Annotated in this window: 15 protein-coding genes; 11 read left to right on the top strand and 4 right to left on the bottom strand. The window is 69.6% G+C overall.

Annotated elements, in window-relative coordinates:
• Positions 1 to 549: 549 nt before the first annotated feature.
• Positions 550 to 2,961: a DNA helicase PcrA gene (gene pcrA / locus AB5I40_RS22565; protein ID WP_370932124.1), complete on the bottom strand. Its 2,412-nt coding sequence runs from the start codon at positions 2,959 to 2,961 to the stop codon at positions 550 to 552.
• A gap of 134 nt (positions 2,962 to 3,095) precedes the next feature.
• Here pcrA and AB5I40_RS22570 point away from each other — a divergent pair, with 134 nt between their 5' ends.
• The 7 genes from AB5I40_RS22570 (at position 3,096) to AB5I40_RS22600 (ending at position 10,525) form a co-directional block, all read left to right on the top strand.
• Positions 3,096 to 3,530, top strand: a complete 435-nt coding sequence (locus AB5I40_RS22570; protein WP_370932125.1) for a DUF1707 domain-containing protein — start codon at positions 3,096 to 3,098, stop codon at positions 3,528 to 3,530.
• A 164-nt stretch (positions 3,531 to 3,694) separates the two neighbouring features.
• Entirely contained in the window at positions 3,695 to 3,991 is a 297-nt protein-coding gene (locus AB5I40_RS22575) for a chorismate mutase (RefSeq protein WP_370932126.1), read from the top strand.
• Between the two features lie 57 nt (positions 3,992 to 4,048).
• Positions 4,049 to 4,354, top strand: a complete 306-nt coding sequence (locus AB5I40_RS22580; protein ID WP_344270474.1) for a hypothetical protein — start codon at positions 4,049 to 4,051, stop codon at positions 4,352 to 4,354.
• A gap of 347 nt (positions 4,355 to 4,701) precedes the next feature.
• A complete protein-coding gene (locus AB5I40_RS22585; protein ID WP_370932127.1) occupies positions 4,702 to 6,330 on the top strand; it encodes a hypothetical protein in 1,629 nt (542 codons plus the stop codon).
• Between the two features lie 256 nt (positions 6,331 to 6,586).
• Positions 6,587 to 7,486 carry a hypothetical protein gene (locus AB5I40_RS22590; protein ID WP_370932128.1) on the top strand — a complete coding sequence of 300 codons (900 nt, stop codon included), beginning with the start codon at positions 6,587 to 6,589 and terminating at the stop codon, positions 7,484 to 7,486.
• A gap of 212 nt (positions 7,487 to 7,698) precedes the next feature.
• Positions 7,699 to 9,339, top strand: a complete 1,641-nt coding sequence (locus tag AB5I40_RS22595; protein WP_370932129.1) for a protein kinase — start codon at positions 7,699 to 7,701, stop codon at positions 9,337 to 9,339.
• Between the two features lie 16 nt (positions 9,340 to 9,355).
• Positions 9,356 to 10,525, top strand: a complete 1,170-nt coding sequence (locus AB5I40_RS22600) for a serine/threonine-protein kinase (protein WP_370932130.1) — start codon at positions 9,356 to 9,358, stop codon at positions 10,523 to 10,525.
• Positions 10,526 to 10,532: 7 nt separating this feature from the next.
• Here the strand turns inward: AB5I40_RS22600 and AB5I40_RS22605 are convergent, their stop codons facing one another.
• Positions 10,533 to 11,435, bottom strand: a complete 903-nt coding sequence (locus AB5I40_RS22605; RefSeq protein ID WP_370932131.1) for a LysR family transcriptional regulator — start codon at positions 11,433 to 11,435, stop codon at positions 10,533 to 10,535.
• 104 nt (positions 11,436 to 11,539) lie between these two features.
• Here AB5I40_RS22605 and AB5I40_RS22610 point away from each other — a divergent pair, with 104 nt between their 5' ends.
• On the top strand, positions 11,540 to 12,448 hold the full coding sequence (locus AB5I40_RS22610; protein ID WP_370932132.1) for a DMT family transporter: 909 nt from the start codon (positions 11,540 to 11,542) through the stop codon (positions 12,446 to 12,448).
• Here the strand turns inward: AB5I40_RS22610 and AB5I40_RS22615 are convergent.
• Together AB5I40_RS22615 and AB5I40_RS22620 are read right to left on the bottom strand one after the other, a co-directional pair.
• On the bottom strand, positions 12,445 to 13,113 hold the full coding sequence (locus AB5I40_RS22615) for a response regulator (RefSeq protein ID WP_370932133.1): 669 nt from the start codon (positions 13,111 to 13,113) through the stop codon (positions 12,445 to 12,447). The genes AB5I40_RS22610 and AB5I40_RS22615 overlap by 4 nt on opposite strands.
• Positions 13,114 to 13,157: 44 nt before the next feature.
• Entirely contained in the window at positions 13,158 to 14,417 is a 1,260-nt protein-coding gene (locus AB5I40_RS22620) for a PspC domain-containing protein (RefSeq protein WP_370940579.1), read from the bottom strand.
• 254 nt (positions 14,418 to 14,671) lie between these two features.
• Here AB5I40_RS22620 and AB5I40_RS22625 point away from each other — a divergent pair, with 254 nt between their 5' ends.
• The 3 genes from AB5I40_RS22625 to AB5I40_RS22635 all read left to right on the top strand — a co-directional run bounded on the left by AB5I40_RS22625 (position 14,672) and on the right by AB5I40_RS22635 (position 17,253).
• The gene (locus AB5I40_RS22625) at positions 14,672 to 16,126 is read left to right on the top strand and encodes a hypothetical protein (protein WP_370932134.1); all 1,455 of its coding nucleotides are present in this window, start codon (positions 14,672 to 14,674) and stop codon (positions 16,124 to 16,126) included.
• 66 nt (positions 16,127 to 16,192) lie between these two features.
• On the top strand, positions 16,193 to 16,690 hold the full coding sequence (locus tag AB5I40_RS22630) for a hypothetical protein (protein ID WP_370932135.1): 498 nt from the start codon (positions 16,193 to 16,195) through the stop codon (positions 16,688 to 16,690).
• Positions 16,687 to 17,253 carry a DUF3558 family protein gene (locus AB5I40_RS22635; protein ID WP_370932136.1) on the top strand — a complete coding sequence of 189 codons (567 nt, stop codon included), beginning with the start codon at positions 16,687 to 16,689 and terminating at the stop codon, positions 17,251 to 17,253. Before AB5I40_RS22630 ends, AB5I40_RS22635 begins: the two co-directional genes overlap by 4 nt.
• Positions 17,254 to 17,498 lie beyond the last annotated feature (245 nt).

Consider the following 17,498-nt stretch of genomic DNA (forward strand, 5'->3'; position numbering starts at 1 on the left):
TCGGGGCACGCTCGCTGCATGTTGTGAGCACGGACAGCATCAGACGCCAGCGAGTTGAGGGGTCAGCGCTCGGTGAGGCATCCAGTAGCGGCGCGGCGGATCGTGCGGAGGCAGAGACGGAGACGAGGGTTGTGCCGGGTATCGGCGTAGCCAGTCCCTGCGGAGGCGAAGCATCCTGGAGCAACCCGCGGAGCAGCGGCGGCACGGGGATGACCTCGTCCGCGAGACCGGCGAGCGCAGCGGCGGGTGTTGGAGGCACAGCCCGGCTCGACCTGCTCGACTCTGCTGGCGGGCGGGATCGCGGAGAATCCGGCCCAGGACACGGGCCTAGCCGACAAGAAGCCATCAAGCGACACACCCCGGCACCCGGCACCCGGCACCCGGCACCCGGCACCCGGCACCCGGCACCCGGCACCCGGCACCCGGCACCCGGCACCCGGCACCCGGCACCCGGCACCCGGCACCCGGCACCCGGCACCCGGCACCCGGCACCCGGCACAGAGGATCAGACCACCGGGACCGCAGCAGCGCACGATCCGCGGGCAAGAGTCAGAGTTTCACCATCGGCACGCTGCCGATCAGCATCAACCGGACCTTGCCCGAAGCTCCGAAGTCGATCGTCGCCGTCGCGCGCGGGCCGATGCCGTCGCAGGAGATAACCGTGCCCAGGCCGTACTTGTCGTGGCTCACCCGGTCTCCGACGTCCAGCTTCAGGGCCACCGTCTCCTTCCAGCCCTTCCCGAACGGCGAGCTCGAAGTCGTCGACGTCGAGGACCGGCGGCCCCACGTCGTCGCGGCGCGCGGGCCCGACGAGGAACCGGAAGAGGAGCCGAAGTTTCCGAAGCCGGGCGAGGACGGTTCCAGGCGCCGCCAGTCGACGAGGTCTGGCGGCAGCTCGTCCAGGAAGCGGGAGGCCGGGTTCATCTGCGGCTGTCCCCAGGCCGACCGAGTCAGCGCCCGCGACACGTAAAGTCGTTGCCGCGCACGGGTAATCGCCACGTAGGCCAGGCGGCGCTCTTCGGCCAGCTCCGCGGGATCGCCCAGGGCGCGCATGTGCGGGAAAACTCCGTCTTCCCAGCCGGTACAGAAGACGACCGGGTACTCCAGGCCCTTCGCCGTGTGCACGGTCATCAAAGTGACCACGCCCGCGCCGCCGTCGCCTTCCTCGCCGCCGTCTGAGGCGGGGATCGAGTCGGCGTCCGCGACCAGCGAAACCCGCTCCAGGAAAGCGGGAAGCGAACCGGGGGCGGGGACGCCGTCGTCCAGGACCAGTTCCGCGTTTTCGTCGTTGGTGACCTCCGCGGTGAACTCGGCGAATTCGCGTGCCACAGTCACCAATTCGGTGAGGTTTTCGACGCGCGACGCGTCCTGCGGGTCGTCCGATTCCTCGAGTTCCGCGCGGTAGCCGGTGCGCTCCAGGACCGCTTCGAGCAGGTCGTGCACCTCGGTGCCGGACGACGCCATCTCCTGCAGTTCGTCCAGCAGCGTCACGAATCCGGTGATCGCCTTGGCCGAGCGCGGGTTCAGCAGCGCCACCTTGTCCTCGACCGCATCGCGCAACGCGGCCCAGAACGAGATCCGCTCCCGTTCCGCGTGCGTGGCCACAACTGCTTCGGCACGGTCGCCGATGCCGCGTTTGGGGACGTTGAGAATCCGCCGCAGGCTGACCGTGTCGTCCGGGTTCGCGAGGACGCGCAGGTACGCGATCATGTCCCGCACTTCGCGCCGCTCGTAGAACCGCACGCCGCCGACGACCTTGTACGGCAGGCCGAGCCGGATGAAGATTTCCTCGAACACTCGCGACTGGTTGTTGGTGCGGTAGAACACCGCCACATCCGAGTAGTCCGCCTCGCCCTTCTCCGCCAGCGAGTCGATCTCCCCGGCGACGAACGCGGCCTCGTCGTGGTCGTTGTCCGACACGTAGCCGACGATCTTCTCGCCGTCGCCCGAATCGGTCCACAGCCGCTTGGCGCGCCGGTTGGGGTTGCGCGCGATCACCGCGTTGGCCGCGGACAGGATCGTTTGCGTGGAGCGGTAGTTCTGCTCCAGCAGAATCGTGTGCGCGTTCGGGAAGTCGCGTTCGAATTCCTCGATGTTGCGGATGGTCGCGCCGCGGAAGGCGTAGATGGACTGGTCCGCGTCGCCGACCACGCACAGTTCGGCGGGCTCGATCCCGGTATCCGTGGCCTCGGTGCCGGCCAGCGCGCGCACCAAGGTGTACTGCGCGTGGTTGGTGTCCTGGTACTCGTCGACCAGGACGTGCCGGAAGCGCCGCCGGTAGTACTCCGCGACGTCCGGGAACGCTTGCAGCAACGACACTGTCCGCATGATCAGGTCGTCGAAGTCGAACGCGTTCGCGCTCGCCAGCCTGCGCTGGTACTCGGTGTAGACCTCGGCGACCCGGCGCTCCAGGTCGTTGGCCGCCTTCGAGGCCGCCTCGTCCGGATCGACCAGTTCGTTTTTCAGGTTCGAGATGTGCACCGCGAGCGTGCGCGCGGCGTACTTCTTCGGGTCGATGTCGAGATCCCGCGCCACGAGCGTGATGAGCCGCTTCGTGTCGTCCGAGTCGTAGATGGAGAAACTCGACGACATGTCGAGGGTTTTCGCCTCACGGCGCAGGATTCGCACGCACATCGAGTGGAACGTGGACACCCACATCGCGTTCGCGCGTTTGCCGACAAGCGCCGCGACGCGTTCGCGCATCTCGGCGGCGGCCTTGTTGGTGAACGTGATCGCCATGATCTCGCCCGGATGCACTCCGCGCTGCCCGAGCAGGTAGGCGATCCGGCGCGTGAGCACGCGCGTCTTGCCCGATCCGGCTCCCGCGACGACCAGCAGCGGACCTCCGGCGTGCGTCACCGCCTCGCGCTGGGCGGGGTTGAGGTCCTCGAGCAGGTCTGCGGTTCCCGGCCGGGCAGCGCGGGCGGGCGGGTCTGCGGGGAGATCGAAGAGGGTGTCCATCGTCTGTCAACGCTACCCCGGGGGTACGACAGTCCCGGAACAGCCACGGGGTCGGCCTGCGCTTGCCGACGTACGCCGCAGTGTCGCCTCGCGTCCGACGCGCGAGGCCGCCGCGGCGCGGAGCATCGAACGGCATGGACGACAAGATTCCCGCCCGGCTGAGGGCTTCCGACGGCGACCGCGAGCGCGTCGCCGAGACCATCCAGGCCGCCGGTTCCGAAGGACGGCTCACTCTCGAAGAGGTGGAAGAGCGGCTGCGCGCGGTCTACGCCGTCCGCTATACCGACGAGCTCGGCGAACTCACCTCAGATCTTCCCCGCCCGGAGCCAGTACGGCCGCGCGGCGGCGGCTGGCCGCTCACCCGAACCGCCTTGCGCGACCATCCGGCGTTGCGCGTTCATCTCGGGATCGTCGTGGTGCTCGCGACCTTGCTGATCGTCCGCTGGGCCGTCGGCGGCGCACTGTTCTTCTGGCCCGCGATGCCGTTGTTCTGGCTGTTCATCAGCCTTGTGCTGCACGCGCGGGTGCGGGCGTTCCGGCGGCGACCGGGTACGCCTGTGCCATACTGAAAGCGTGCGGCACAGCAGCGAGCGATTTTTTTACGGGACCCGGACTCCGGCTCCCGTGATCGCGTAGTGCCCCACCCGCCATCACCCGCAGCCCCGGAGTCCACTGGACCCGGGGCTTTCGCCGTCCCTGGGCCACAGGGAGTCCGGACTTCAGAGAGGTCCCGATGAACGCGCAGACGCAGAACGCCGACGGACAGCCTTCCGAACACACGTCGGCGGGCGAAGACATCTCGTCGCTTCGCGAGGAGATCGACTTCCTCGACTCCGAAATCCTCCGGCTCGTGAAGCGCCGGGTAGAGGTGTCGAAGACCATCGGCGCGGCCCGGATGGCCGCGGGCGGCACGAAAATCGTCTACAACCGCGAGATGGACGTGCTGGCGCGCTACCGCGAACTGGGCCCGGAGGGCCGTCAGCTCGCGATGCTGCTGCTGAACCTCGGCCGCGGCAGGCTGGGCCGCTGACGCGGTATCCGGGGCATCCCCGATTCGCGCCGCACGGAAACCGGGCAGACTGGACACATGATTAACATCATCGCCGTCATCATCGCGATCGCGAGCGTGCTGGCGTCCCTCGGCCACGTCGGCTACCTCGCGATGCTGAACAACGCGGCGGGCAAGCGGGCGGGCGGGGCTCCGGTGGCGCAGTACGTGCGCAGCCGCTGGGCGCTGGCCGGCGGCGCCACCGCGGCCTCGCTGTTCGCCTGGCTGCTCACTTCCGGCAACGTCGTGCTGGACATCCTCGCCATCGTCATCGCGGTCGGTAGCGGCGCGACGTCGGTGAAGGCCCTCCAGTCGACGCAGGCGAAGTACCGCAGCGGCGGCTGATTAGCCCCCGAACTGGGGAAATACCGGGCGGCATGCTGCGCTGCGTGACGTGCCGCCCGTTCGGGCGCGCCCGGTCGAGTGAAACCGGTGCAAGTTGCAGGATGGGTGAAGACATTCGCCTGCCGGTTTCCTACTGTGAAGTCCGTGAGGACCCTGGCGTTTACGCCGGGCTATGCCCGGAGGACGCGCGGGAGCTGCGGCTCTGCGCGCCGTTCTCCGCGTGCGCGTGCATTTGCGCGGGAGTTCGCAAGTGACGACGCAAGCGTCGTTCTCTTCCTCCCTGCTCCGTTCGGGTTGACGACGGCCCCGGTGCCGTCACGCCCCTCTCGCGGAGGGGTCGGACCGGCATGACGGGAAACACGATGGGCGGTCCGCGGCACGCTGACCGTCCCGGCGCGGTGTCGGACGCCGAGGTCACCGTCCCCGGACGGCACCGCGTCCGCGCCGACGGCACCTGGACTCCCGTGGTGCCCGCCCGCTCCGCCGGTCATCACCGGCACCGCAACGGCGGCGGCCCGGCCGCTCCGGTGCAGCGCGGCAGCGAGAACCCGCAGCAGCGCGGCGCACCGGCCCCGCGCGCGAACCGGGCACCCGACGACGGGAACCGCCCGGCCCCGAACCAGCCGGTTTTTCCCACCGCGAGCGGCACGTTGCCGATCGGCGAGCCTCCGCTGCCGCAGCCGCAGCGCCGCCGGGCCCCGGTCGAGCCGCAGGGCCGCCGGGCCCCGGTCGAACGCCGCCAGGCCTCCGTCCCGGATCGGCTGGCCGAGCCCCGCCAGAACGTCGTTCGCCCCGTCGAACCGCAGCGCCGCCAAGCCGCCCCGTCTGCCCGGCAGCCGGAATCCCAGAGCCGCCGCGCCGAATCCCGCGCCGCCTTCGCGCCCCCGCAGGACCGAATCCCCGAGGAGCACCGCGCTTTCGCTCCGCAGGAGAGCGCGCTCCCCCAGCCGACCCGGCGCACCCGGCAGGAACGCGTCGCCACCACCTCAGCCGCGCTGGCCAACCGGCCGGAAAGCCCTCGCGAACGCGTCGAGCTGAACCCGGTCGCGGAAGAGCCTCCCCGGCGCCAGCGCGTCACCCTCGGCGAGCCCGCCGTCTCGAAGCAGGAGACGCAAGAGCAGCAGGACGACGAGGTGCGCGTGTACGCCGCGCCGCTGCTGGACGGACTCGGCACGTTCGACCTCGGCTCGGTGCCCGCGTCGGTCACCCCGCCGAAGACCTGGCGCAAGGCCGCGTGGTTCGCCACCGGCGCGTCCGGCGCGGTGGTCGTCGGACTGCTGTTCGCCGGGACGTTCCTGGTCGGCGGGCCCACCACCACGACGACCGACGCGGTCGGTGGCGGCGGCTGGCCCGGCAGGCAGAACGGCGGCAACCCGAACCTCAGCGCGCTCATCCCGAACGGGCAGCACGGCGGGGTCGGCGGCAACGTTCCGCGCAGCGGGGCCAGCACCAGCCCGGACGGCGTCACCTCGGACAACGGCACGCACCCGCAGCAGGGCACCGGCCCGAGCAGTTCCGCGAGCAGCAGCTCCGCCGGCACGACCACGTCCGCGGGCCCTGGCACCGGCAGCAAGACGTCCGCGCCGAGCACCACGGACTCGCCCACGTCCAGCGAGCCGCCGGAGAAGCCGCCGGTCACTCCCGCTCAGCGGGAAACGAAGGAACCGCCGTACTTCACCGCCAACGACCCGAACAAGATGGGCAACAACTCGGAGACGTTCTTCAACAACGTCACCACCGACCCGTCGAAGGCCTCGTCGGTCACGTCCGGCGACCTCAAGCAGGAGGGCTCGCAAGGGCTGCGCAAGCGCTACGCCGACGTCGCGTACTTCGAGGTCAAGAAGGTCACCATCGACCCGGAGCACGGCACCACGGTGAACACCGTCGAGGTCACGCACCAGGACGGCAGCAAGAGCACCGAGCAGCGCACGCTCACCTTCGACGACAACGGCAAGATCACCGACGACGGCCGCTGACCAGCACACTGTCTGCAAATGCCGATGCACGTGCGGAGCGGTGAGCGGTTGTTCCCTCGTCCGGTTGGGTGACATAAGCTGCCGTTCGTCGTACGACGGCGGCATTCCGGCGACGGAGTCTGGCGGCCGCCTGTCGGCACAGGGTTACCTGGCGACTACGAGGCCCGGCGCCGACCACGAATCGGCAGTCCGGACCGCCCCGGGGACACCGCCACCGTGTCGTGTCCCGCCCCGAACCCCCAGAGCGAGGATTTTCGTGCTTGAACGGCAGCGAACCCGGCGAGAACCCGACGCCGTGCGCGTCGAGGACGTGATCCCGCCGGAACTGCTCGAGGACGTGGCCGAAGCCGACCGCGAGTATCTCGAGCAGGTGTTCCGCGAACCGCAGAAGTACCTGCCGCCGCGCACCCGCCGCCCGGTCGTCCGGGCCGAGGAGCCCGTCGAAGAGCCCGAGAGCAAGCTCGCCCGCCGCGCGAAGCTGGCCGGGCTCGTCGGGGCTGGCGCACTCGTCGCCGGCGCTGTCGTCACCGCCTCGCTGCTCAGCGGCGGACCGCGGCCCGCCGTTCCGGTCGCCGAGGAAACCGCGATGCCCGCCGGATTCAGCGGCGCGGCGGCGCTCGGCGGCCAGGCCGTCCCTCAGCAGCGCAAGAGCCACTCGTCCGGCGGCACGACGTCGGGGCAGAGCGAAAACACGACGCAGTCCAAGCACACCGATTCCGCGGCCACCACGCCGTCGAATTCGGGTGCCACGACTCCGCAGACCACCTCCGGCACCTCGTCGTCTTCCGCGTCGAGCGCCTCGTCGGCAGCGGAGTCGCACAAGAAGTCCGCCACCTCGTCGGCGGCCGCGCCGGATCCGGTGAAGCTCGAAGCGGTGCGCAAGTTCTACGCCTCGATCGACCACCAGCCGGAGAACGCGCTTTCGCTGCTCGCCCCGAACGTCGCGCGCGGCGAAACGGGCGATCTGGTCCGCGCGTGGAGCGGGGCCGACTCTATCGACGTCCAGGAAATGCACGTCCAGGACGACGGTTCGGTGTTCGCCGTGGCGCTGGTCCACCAGGCCGACGGCACCCTGGTGCGCGTGACCCAATTGTTCGACGTCGTCGAGCAGGATGTGATCTCCCAGGCCCGCGTCCTGTCCGCGGTCTACTCCTGACCTGCGCGAACGTGGTTGTGCCGGGTCGGCGGAAGTGTGCCGCGTGCATGTGCGCAGAGTGAGCGCCTAGCCTTGTCACGGGTCGGTCTCGGCAAAACCGGCGCACGGTCCACAGCAGGTGCCTACGCTCCGGTGCTGCGGCGGGTTCGAACTCACCCCTTTGGGGTAGACAAGTCCCGCCCCGGCAAGTCGGAGCCCCAAAGGGAGGTCGCGTGAGCGACGAGGGTCGTCTGGTCGCCGACCGGTACCGGATCGTCGGAAAGATCGGTTCCGGCGCGATGGGAGCCGTCTGGCGCGCCCACGACGAGGTGCTGGGCCGTACGGTCGCCATCAAGCAGCTTCTTCTCCAGCCAGGGCTGGAGAACCACGAGGCGGAGGACGCCCGGCAGCGCACCATGCGCGAGGGCCGGATCGCCGCGCGGCTGCACCACCCGAACGCGATCACCGTGTTCGACGTCGTCACCGACGACAACGGCCAGCCCTGCCTGATCATGGAATACCTGGCTTCCACCAGCCTGGCGCAGGTGCTGCAGGAAAAGGGCACCTTGCCGCCGCTGGAGGTCGCGCGGATCGGCGCGCAGATCGCCGCCGCGCTGCGCGAGGCGCACGCGGTCGGCATCGTGCACCGCGACATCAAGCCGGGCAACATCCTGCTCGCCGGCAACGGCACCGTGAAGATCACCGACTTCGGCATCTCGCGGGCCAAGGACGACGTCACGGTCACCAAGACCGGGATGATCGCGGGCACCCCCGCTTACCTGGCCCCCGAGGTCGCGATTGGCGGCGACCCCGGCCCCGAGTCGGACGTCTTCTCGCTCGGCTCCACGCTGTACGCCGCCTGCGAGGGGCAGCCGCCGTTCGGCCTGTCCGAGAACACACTGAGCCTGCTGCACGCGGTCGCCGCCGGGCAGATCAATCCGCCGCGGCAGTCCGGTCCGCTGGCGAGCGTGCTCGCGGTGTTGCTGCACCCGGAGACTCAGCACCGGCCCACCGCCGACGAATGCGAGGAGCTGCTGTCCGCGGTCGCGCGCGGCGAGACCCCGCTCGGCGGCCCGGACGGCGACACGATGATGGCCTCGTCCTCGGGCACTCTCGGCGCGGCCGCGCTCGGTGCGGCGGGCGGCGCGGCAGCGGCCGGTCTGCTGCACCACGACGACGAGCAGGGCCACTCCGGCACGCTGCTCGACGACCCGGGCGTCACGCAGCAGTACGACCCGAGCGCGCAGCAGTACTACGGCGAGGACCCGTACCCGCCGGGCTCCGGTTACCCGGAGGACGACTACGACGACCACGGCTACCACCAGGACGGCTACCAGGAACCGCCGCTCTACGGCGACCCGAGCCGCAACGGACTCGCCGCCACGCGCGCGGTCCCGGTGCCCGAGCACTACGAGGACGACCCGTACGACGAGGAACCCGCGCCTCGCACCCGGGTGGTGCAGACCGCGCCCGAGGACGACGAAGACGAGAAGCCCGGCGCTTGGAAGAAGCCCGCGCTGATCGGCGGCGTCGTGGTGATCGGCCTGGTCGCGCTGGGCGTGTGGCTGCTGACCCCGGGCAATCCGCCGGACGCCTCGCAGCCGGCTCCGCCCGCTTCGTCGTCCGCGGTCGCGCCGACGTCCGTCACACAGCCGCCTTCGGAAGCAACCACTACGTCCCCGCCTACGTCTTCCCGGGAAAGCGCGACCCGCGAGACCCAGTCGACGCGGCACTCGCGGCGGTCTACTACGGCGGAGGACACTCCGACGCAGGATCAGCCGTCGCAGACGCGGGTGTCTCCGTCGTCGTCGGCGACTAAGCCGAAGCCGCCGGAGACCTCGCCCACCGCACCGACGACTGGCCCGTCCAGCTAGCGATCCAGGGACAGCATTGAGTTCAGAAGGCAGCATCGTCGGCGAGCGGTACCGGCTCGACCAGCCGATCGGGCGCGGCCGCGCGGGCATCGTGTGGCTCGCGTTCGACACGCGGCTGTTCCGGACCGTCGCCGTCAAACGCATGTACCTGCCCGTCGGGCTGCCGCCGGAGCGCGCCGAACAGGCGCGCGCGATGGCGATGGAAGAGGGCAAGGCCGCGGCCCGGATCGACCATCCGTGCGCGATCACGGTGTACGACGTGCTGCCGGACGGCCAGGACGTGTGGCTGGTGATGGAGTACATCCCGTCGCGCGGGATGTCGGTGTTCCTCGCCGAGCACGGCCGCCTCACCCCGGAGCAGGCCGCGTTCCTGGGCATTCAGCTCGGCGACGCGATGGCGTCGATCCACTCGGCGGGCATCGTCCACCGCACGCTCGAACCGAACACCGTGCTGCTCGCGGACGACGGCAGCGTCAAGCTGACCGACATCGGCATCACCGGCGGCGGCCCGCACGCCGCTTACCGGGCGCCTGAGGTCACCCGAGGCGCTCCTCCGTCGGCAGCTGCAGACGTGTTCTCACTGGGCGCGACGCTGTACACCGCGGTCGAAGGCGTGCCGCCGTTCGGCGACGACGGTCAGTCCCCGGAACGACCTGCCGAGAATGCGGGCCCGCTCGCTGGGGCGTTGCAGAAGATGCTGCGCGCCGACCCGGCGGCCCGGCCGACCATGGACGACACCGTGCACGCGCTGAAGGCGATCACCGTCGGACGCGAGCAGACCGCGTTCATTCCGCCGACCGCGCCCGCGCTGCCGACCGTTCCGGCGTCGCGGCCGGTGCCGACGCAGCAGCCGAATCTGCCCGAGGTCACGCAGCAGATCCAGCCGGACGCCACCCAGCACATCCTGCCGCCGCAGCAGCCGCCGATGCCCGCGCAGCAACCGGCTCCGCTCATGCAGCTTCCGGTCCAGCAGGTGCCGCAGGCTCCCGCTCCGCCGCAGCCGATGCAGCAGCAAGCGATGCAGCAGCCGACCGCCCGCTACACGCCCACCCCGGCGCAGCAGGCCGCGTCCGCGCAGGCCGTTCGCGAGAAGGCGGCCGCGCGACGGCGGCTCATCCTGACCATCGCGGCCATCCTGTGCGCGATCCTGATCGGGATCGGCGTTTCGCAGCTGCTGTTCGTCTGAGCCGGCGTCAGGCGACGTTCTCGGTCGCCTCTTGCATGGCTTCGAGGAACGTCTGCACGGCAGGACTGCCCGCGACCCGTGCGGCCACCGCCGCGTGAATGTGCCTGCTCGGCTGCGGATTGCGGACGCGGCGCACCACCACGCCCGGATGCGGCGTGCCCAGCCCTAGCTCCGGGACCAGCCCGACACCGAGCCCGGCCGCGATGAATCCTTGTGCCGACGGATAGTCCTCGGACTCGACCACGACGTTCGGGTGGAAACCCGCCGACGCGCAGGCACCTTCCAGGATCGCCCGGCACGCGCCGGGGATCGGATCGACGCCGACCCACGGTTCGTCGGCGAGGTCGGTCAGGTCGAGAACCCTCTTGCGAGCCAGCCGATGCGCACGCGGCAGCACCGCGCGGTACGGATCGTCCAGCAGCGGTACCAGCTCGATGCCCCGGCCCGGCTCCGATGGCCTGGGGTACACGATGATCGCCAGGTCAGCGCGGCCTTCTTCGACCTCGGTGAGCGGATCGCCCGGGTCGATGAGCTTGAGATCGAGCCACACGCCGGGATGCTCGCGACGCAGCGCGGCCACCGCGTACGGCACCATCGTCGCGCCCGCCGTGGCGAAGTAGCGGATGGCGAGCTTGCCGGTGCGGCCTTCCTTCAGCTCGGTGAGCGCGGCCTCGGCTCGGGCCAGCTCCGCGCTGAGCGTCTCGGCGTGTTCGGACAGCAGCGTCCCGGCCGGGGTCGGCTGGACACCGCGGCCGACGCGTTCCAGCAACGGCGTGCCCGCTTCGCGTTCGAGCACCGCCAGCTGCTGGCTGACCGCCGACGGCGTGTACCCGAGATTCCTTGCCGCTGCAGTGATCGAACCGCTCGTGATCACCGCGCGCAGCACCTGCATGCGCCGTACATCGAGCATGCTTCAATCCTACAGCTTTGCTTAAACGTCCCTGCAGTTATTTTCGCTTGTCCTTACACCTCGCCGCGGCAAAGCTGGCCAGTGAGGCGAAGGAGGAACCTGGGGTGGGCGAGACGAAGACGCTGCTGAGGATCGCGGCGCTCGCGTTGATGTGGGGATCGAGCTTTTTCTGGATCAAACTCGGGCTCGAAGCGCTTTCTCCCGTGCAGCTGGTGCTCGCGCGGCTCGTGCTGGGCGCCGTGGTGCTGCTGGCACTGTGCCTGATCGGGCGGCGGAGCCTGCCGTCGCGACGGAGCACCTGGGGACACCTGCTCGTCGCGGCGTTCTTCCACAATGCCTTGCCATTCCTGCTTTTCGCGGTCGGCGAGACCACTGTGGACTCTGGCATCACCGGGGTGCTGAACTCCACCACCCCGCTCTGGGTGCTCGTGGCGGCCCCGTTCCTCGGGGCGGCGAACCGGATGACCGCGACGCGGATCGCGGGTCTGGTGATCGGGCTCGGCGGGATCCTGCTGATTTTCGCGCCGTGGCAGGCGTCCGGGCTGCTCAGCTGGGGCGCGCTGGCCTGCCTAGCCGCGGCGGCGAGCTACGGGTTCGCATTCGTCTACGAAGGACGGTACCTGTCGAACACCGGCTCCTCGCCGTACGCGATCGCCGCCGGGCAAATGCTGCTGGCGACTGGGTTTCTGGTGCTGGCCATGCCGTTCGGCGGCCTCACGCCGGTGCACCTGAGCCCGGTCGCGGTGATCGCGGTGGTGATCCTCGGCCTCGGATCGACCGGGATCGCGTTCGCGCTCAACTACCAGCTGCTGGCGAGCGAAGGCGCGGTGGCCGCGTCGGTGGTCGGCTATCTGCTGCCGGTGGTGTCGGTGCTGCTGGGCGCGGTGTTCCTGCACGAGCAGCTGAATCTGCGCGTGATCGCGGGCATGCTCGTGGTGCTCGTCGGCGTCGCGCTGACCCGGTTGCAGCGCAAACCGGCGGTGGCTCCGGAAGAAGAACTGACTCCGGCTTAGACGAGGCGGCGGTCCGAGGCCCAGCGGGACAGCTCGTAGCGGTTGGACAGCTGGGTCTTGCGCAGGACGCTCGACACGTGCGTCTCGACCGTCTTCACCGAGATGAACAGCTCGGACGCGATTTCCTTGTACGCGTAACCGCGGGCGAGCAGGCGCAGGACGTCGCGCTCGCGCGGGGTGAGCAGGTCGAGTTCGGGGTCGTTGATCGGCGCGGAGCCGGGACGGTCGGCGAAGGCGTCGAGGACGAAACCGGCCAGGCGCGGGGAAAACACGGCGTCGCCGTCGGCAACCCGGACCACCGCGCGGACGAGTTCCTTCGACGAGATCGTCTTGGTGACGTACCCGCGCGCGCCGGCGCGGATGACCGCGATGACGTCCTCGGCGGCGTCGGACACCGACAGCGCGAGGAACACGACGTCCGGCAGCTCCGGGCGAACGCGGCGGAGCACCTCGGCGCCGCCGCCGTCGGGCATGTGGACGTCGAGCAGGACGACCTGCGGACTGGTGCGCACGATGCCGGCGACCGCTTCGGCGACCGACCCGGCCTCGCCGACCACCTGCACCTCGTCGGTGATCGAATCCAGCTCCGTGCGCACTCCCGCGCGGAACAACGCGTGGTCGTCCACGAGGAAGACCTTGACCGGTTCCCGCTGGCTCTCCGTCACGACTGCCCACTCCCTCGCTTCGCCTGCCCCCGAGCATAGCGAGATCACGCCACCCCTTTGCTCGCTTTCACCGGCATGGCGAGCTGGACTTCGGTGCCCTCGCCGGGCGCGGTGCGCAGCTTGCAGGTGCCGCCGTGGCGTTCCATCCGGCCGCGGATCGAGTCGGCGAGGCCGTGCCGGTCGGCGGGAACGACGTCCGGGTCGAAGCCCTTGCCTCGGTCGCGCACGAACACGGTCACCTCGGTGGGCTCGACCTCGGCGAACACGCTGACCTCGTCAACGCCGGCGTGCTTGGCCGCGTTGACGATCGCTTCGCGGGCCGCCTGCACGAGCGCGGTGAGCGGCGGGTTCAGCTCGGCGTCGCCGACCACGACCTGGCCGACCGAAATCGCGAACTGGTCCTCGACCTCGCCGCACGCCGCGGCGAGCGCCTCGGACAGCTGCTGGCGGGTGCCTTCTTCCTCTTCCTTGGTCCGCTTCTCGCTGGGCTTGCCGTAGCCGCCGGGGCCGTACAGCCAGCCGCGCAGCTCGCGTTCCTGGCCGCGGGCAAGGCGGGCGACCTCGGCGGGCTGGTCGGCCTGGCGTTGGATCAGCGCGAGGGTCTGCAGGACGGAGTCGTGCAAGTGCGCGGCGATCTCGGCGCGTTCGTCGGTGCGGATGCGGGCCTGGCGTTCCTCGCCGAGGTCTCGGACCAGCCGCAGCCAGAACGGAACGGTGAGGACGGCGACGCCGATCAGCGTCGCGAGCACCGCGATCAGGGCGAACTTGACCTGGTCGAAGTCACCGCTGGCGAACACGACGAAGCCGATGCCGGTGGCCACCAGCGCGACCCCGGCGAGGATCCGGACGATCGCCGCGAGCCGACCGCCCTCGCCGACCAGGCCGTCGCGGGCCCCGACGCGCCAGCGCCGCCGCTGCGACTCGTCCGCCTCCCGCCAGACGACCGCCGCACCGAGCGCGGCGAGCGCGAGCGGCACCGCGACCCAGCCGCGGATGGCACCCGTGAGCGTGCTGCTGGCGATCGCGAGCCCGATGCCGAGCGCGATCAGCCCGTAGGCCTGCTGCCGGTCGCGGGCCTTGGGCGCGGTCTCGCTTTCCTCGGAGCTCTGCGGCACGAACACCCAGAGCAGGCCGTACGCGAGCAGCCCGGCCCCGTTGAGCGCGGCCAGCAGCGCGAACACGACGCGGACCCAGACGACCGGAACCCCGAGGTGGTCGGCGAGCCCGCTCGCGACGCCCGCGACGGCCCGCCCGGAGCGCCGCCGGTACATCTTGGGCCGCGGTTCGGGTTCGGCGACCTCCATCGCCTGGGCGGACACGAGTGCCGAGGGCTCCTCTTCGGCCGAGGAAACCCGCCCTGGGGCACTGATGTCGAGAAAGTCCTGCACGAGGTCCATCGTCACACGCGGGAGCGGCGCGGACATCGGGGAAGGCCCTGATCAATTCCCCCAGACGGCCGCCCGGGGCGAAATTCCGCGAACCCTCCTGCCGCCCGCCGGGACTCGGTACGATGCAGGGGGCGAGCGATCACAGTGCGTAAACGGGGCGGGGAGGCCGGATGACCGAGCAGCATCGCGCGGAGCACGTCGAGTCCGCGGGCGACTACTACGCCCGGACGCAGAACGTGCACCAGATCTTCTCGGTCGGCGAGGACTCGCCCGAGACGCGCAGCGCGACTGAGCGGGATGCCTCGCAGTACTCGGTCCAGCAGGGCCAGCAGCTGCTCCAGGGTCAGCAAACCCGCGGGGACGCGCCCGCGCCGGACGCGAATTACGCGTCGTACAGCCACGAAGACCTGCACAAAATGGTCAATGAGGGCCTGGACTTCAAGGGCATCAACGAACGCAGCCGCGTGACGAACTTCTATGGCAACTGGCTCGCGGACGCGTCCAACGAGTTCCGCAACGCGGCCGACACCGCGGGTGCCGAATGGCAGGGCACGGCCGCGACGCAAGCGCATTCGTTCTTCCAGAGCACGGCGGACCACACGGAAAAAACCGGCAGCGCGATGCAACTGGTTTCGAACCGCTACTCCCAGCAGTCCGCGGCGGCCGACTACGCGCACAAGAACATGCCGGAGCCGACCGGGTTCGACCAGAAGGCCGAGATGGCCAAGGCGACCGAGCAGTTCCAGAACGGCAACCCGTTGCAGGGCGTGATCGCGATGGGCGACCTGGCGGCCAAGCAGCAGCAGGCCGATGCGGCGCATCAGCAGGCGGTCCAGGTGATGCACGGGCTGGACACGACGTATCACGAGACGTCGACTACGCAGCCGGTTTATTCGCCGCCACCGCAGATGAACAACGACAGCACGCACGCGAGCAGCGCCTCGCCGGTGACCGTGTCCGGTGGGACTTCTAGCGGGCCTTATGTCGGTCCTGGCGGGTCCGGTCCGGTGACTGGCGGGCCGGGGAACGGGTTCACGGGCACGAACCCGCCGCTTGGCGGTCCTGCTCCGGTCACCTCCTTCCCGTCCGGGGGAAGCGGGAATCCTCCAGGCGTTCCTTACAGCCCTGGGCCGGGGATCAGCACCGGTACTGGGCCACTCAGCAACCCTGCGATGTCAGGGGGAGGGAACAACCTCCGGACCACTCCGGGCATCGGCGGCCGTCTTTCTCCGGAGGGCCTCGCTTTGGGCGGGGGCGGTGTCGGGAACTCCGGCTCCGGCGAGGACACGCCGCGCAGCCGGTCGGGCGGCTCTGGCCGGGGTGGTGCTGGTGGTCGGGTGACTGGCGGTGCTGGTTCGGGTGGTTCCGGGAAGCCGGGCGAGTCCGGTGGCAAGGGTGCGGCCGAACGGCTTGAGCGCGGGGCTACTGCTGCCGCGAACGCCGGGAAGGGCGGGAAGCCTGGTGCCGCGGGTGCTGGCGCGGCGGGAGCCGGGAAGAAGAAGGAAGAGGACAAGGAACACAAGAACAAGATCCCGACACAGGTCGATCCGGACGAGGTCTTCGAGGTCAAGCCGGAACGAGGACCGGACGGGGAGAAGATCACTCCCCCGGTTCTCGGCGGCTGAGCCGCGCAGGGCACTTCTACAAGCCCCGTAGCCGTCGCACCTCAAGCGCAGACACAGGAGCAGCCGATGCCAGGAATCGAAGTAAATCCGGAACCGATCTCCGCCAACTCGTCCGCCGCCGACACAGCGGGCAATGCCTTTCTGGCGGGTCTTACCGAGGGCCCCGGCAGCCACGAAGCCGCGGTAAAAATGCGCGATGCCGGAAACACGCTGAAGACGTTGGCGCAGAACGGGGCGTTCGCGGTCAACGAGGCCGGGTTCAACGCTTACTTGAAAGCGTGCAACTTCTTCCTGGACGGCTACCGGGACATGCGCTACGACCTGAATCTCTTGACTCAGGCCGCGCAAATGGGCAGCTTCGGCTACGCCGAAAAAGTGGCAGAATTCAACACCAAAGTCGCCGGGGGCGACACCGACGCGATGATCCCCAACTTGGACCTGATGCACAACGGCGTCAAGGCCGCTCTCGAAGCCTTAACCATCGCGCGCGAAAATTACCAGAAGAACGAATCAGATAACACTACATCGTTTGCCGAACTTAACAAGAAGCTGGAAAATTCGTGACGAAGACTCGCCGAACCATCGGGGCACTCGGTGTCACCACGTTGGCCCTGGTTGGTGCAGCAGCCTGCAGCAACCCCGTTGACGGCGCGGCAACGCCGACCACATCCGCCCTCGCGGCAGCCAGCAGTCCCGCTTCGAGTTCCGGCAACCCGTTCGCTTCACTGGACCAATGCCAGCTGCTCGATCAAATCCTGGCCGGCCAGGGGTTCCCGCCGGCGCAACCCTCCGTCGCGGACTCAAACCGAAGCTGCCGATCAGCGAAAAAATCCCAAAACGCCGCGACGGACCCAGCGGCCGAAGTCGGGATCGCGCTTCAAAATGGCCAGAAGTACACGGACAACATTCAGAACCCCAGCTCCGCACACAATGGGAATATCGACGGCCGAAAGCTGATCGAACAACGCGACCTGCTGGGCTCTCCGGGCGGGTGCCAGGTAGGAATGGAGGTCGGGCCCAACGCCCGTGCTCTGGTGATCGTCCTGATCAGTGACGATACCCAGGCCGCCTGCAAAAAAGCCGAAGATGTCGCCACCGCTCTAGACAAGCGACTTCCGCGCGGCTGAAAAATACCTATAGCCGCGCGCATTAATGCCATAGAACGCGCCGGGCCAGATTCTCCGCGGCATGGCGTTGTTCAAACTTCGCTCGCGCGCATCCTGCGGCACGGCAGCTGACCTCGCCAAGAAGTTGACCCCTTCGTCCCCCAAGGCTGGCCCCCGGCCGGCCCAAAGCCCTCCACCAGGGCCGTATCTCGGGGATAACCTCAGGGACCTTCCCCGATGTGCCGCCCCGCACCGTCGACCATGCT

The sequence above is a fragment of the Amycolatopsis sp. cg13 genome (assembly GCF_041346965.1).
Taxonomy (GTDB): Bacteria; Actinomycetota; Actinomycetes; order Mycobacteriales; family Pseudonocardiaceae; genus Amycolatopsis.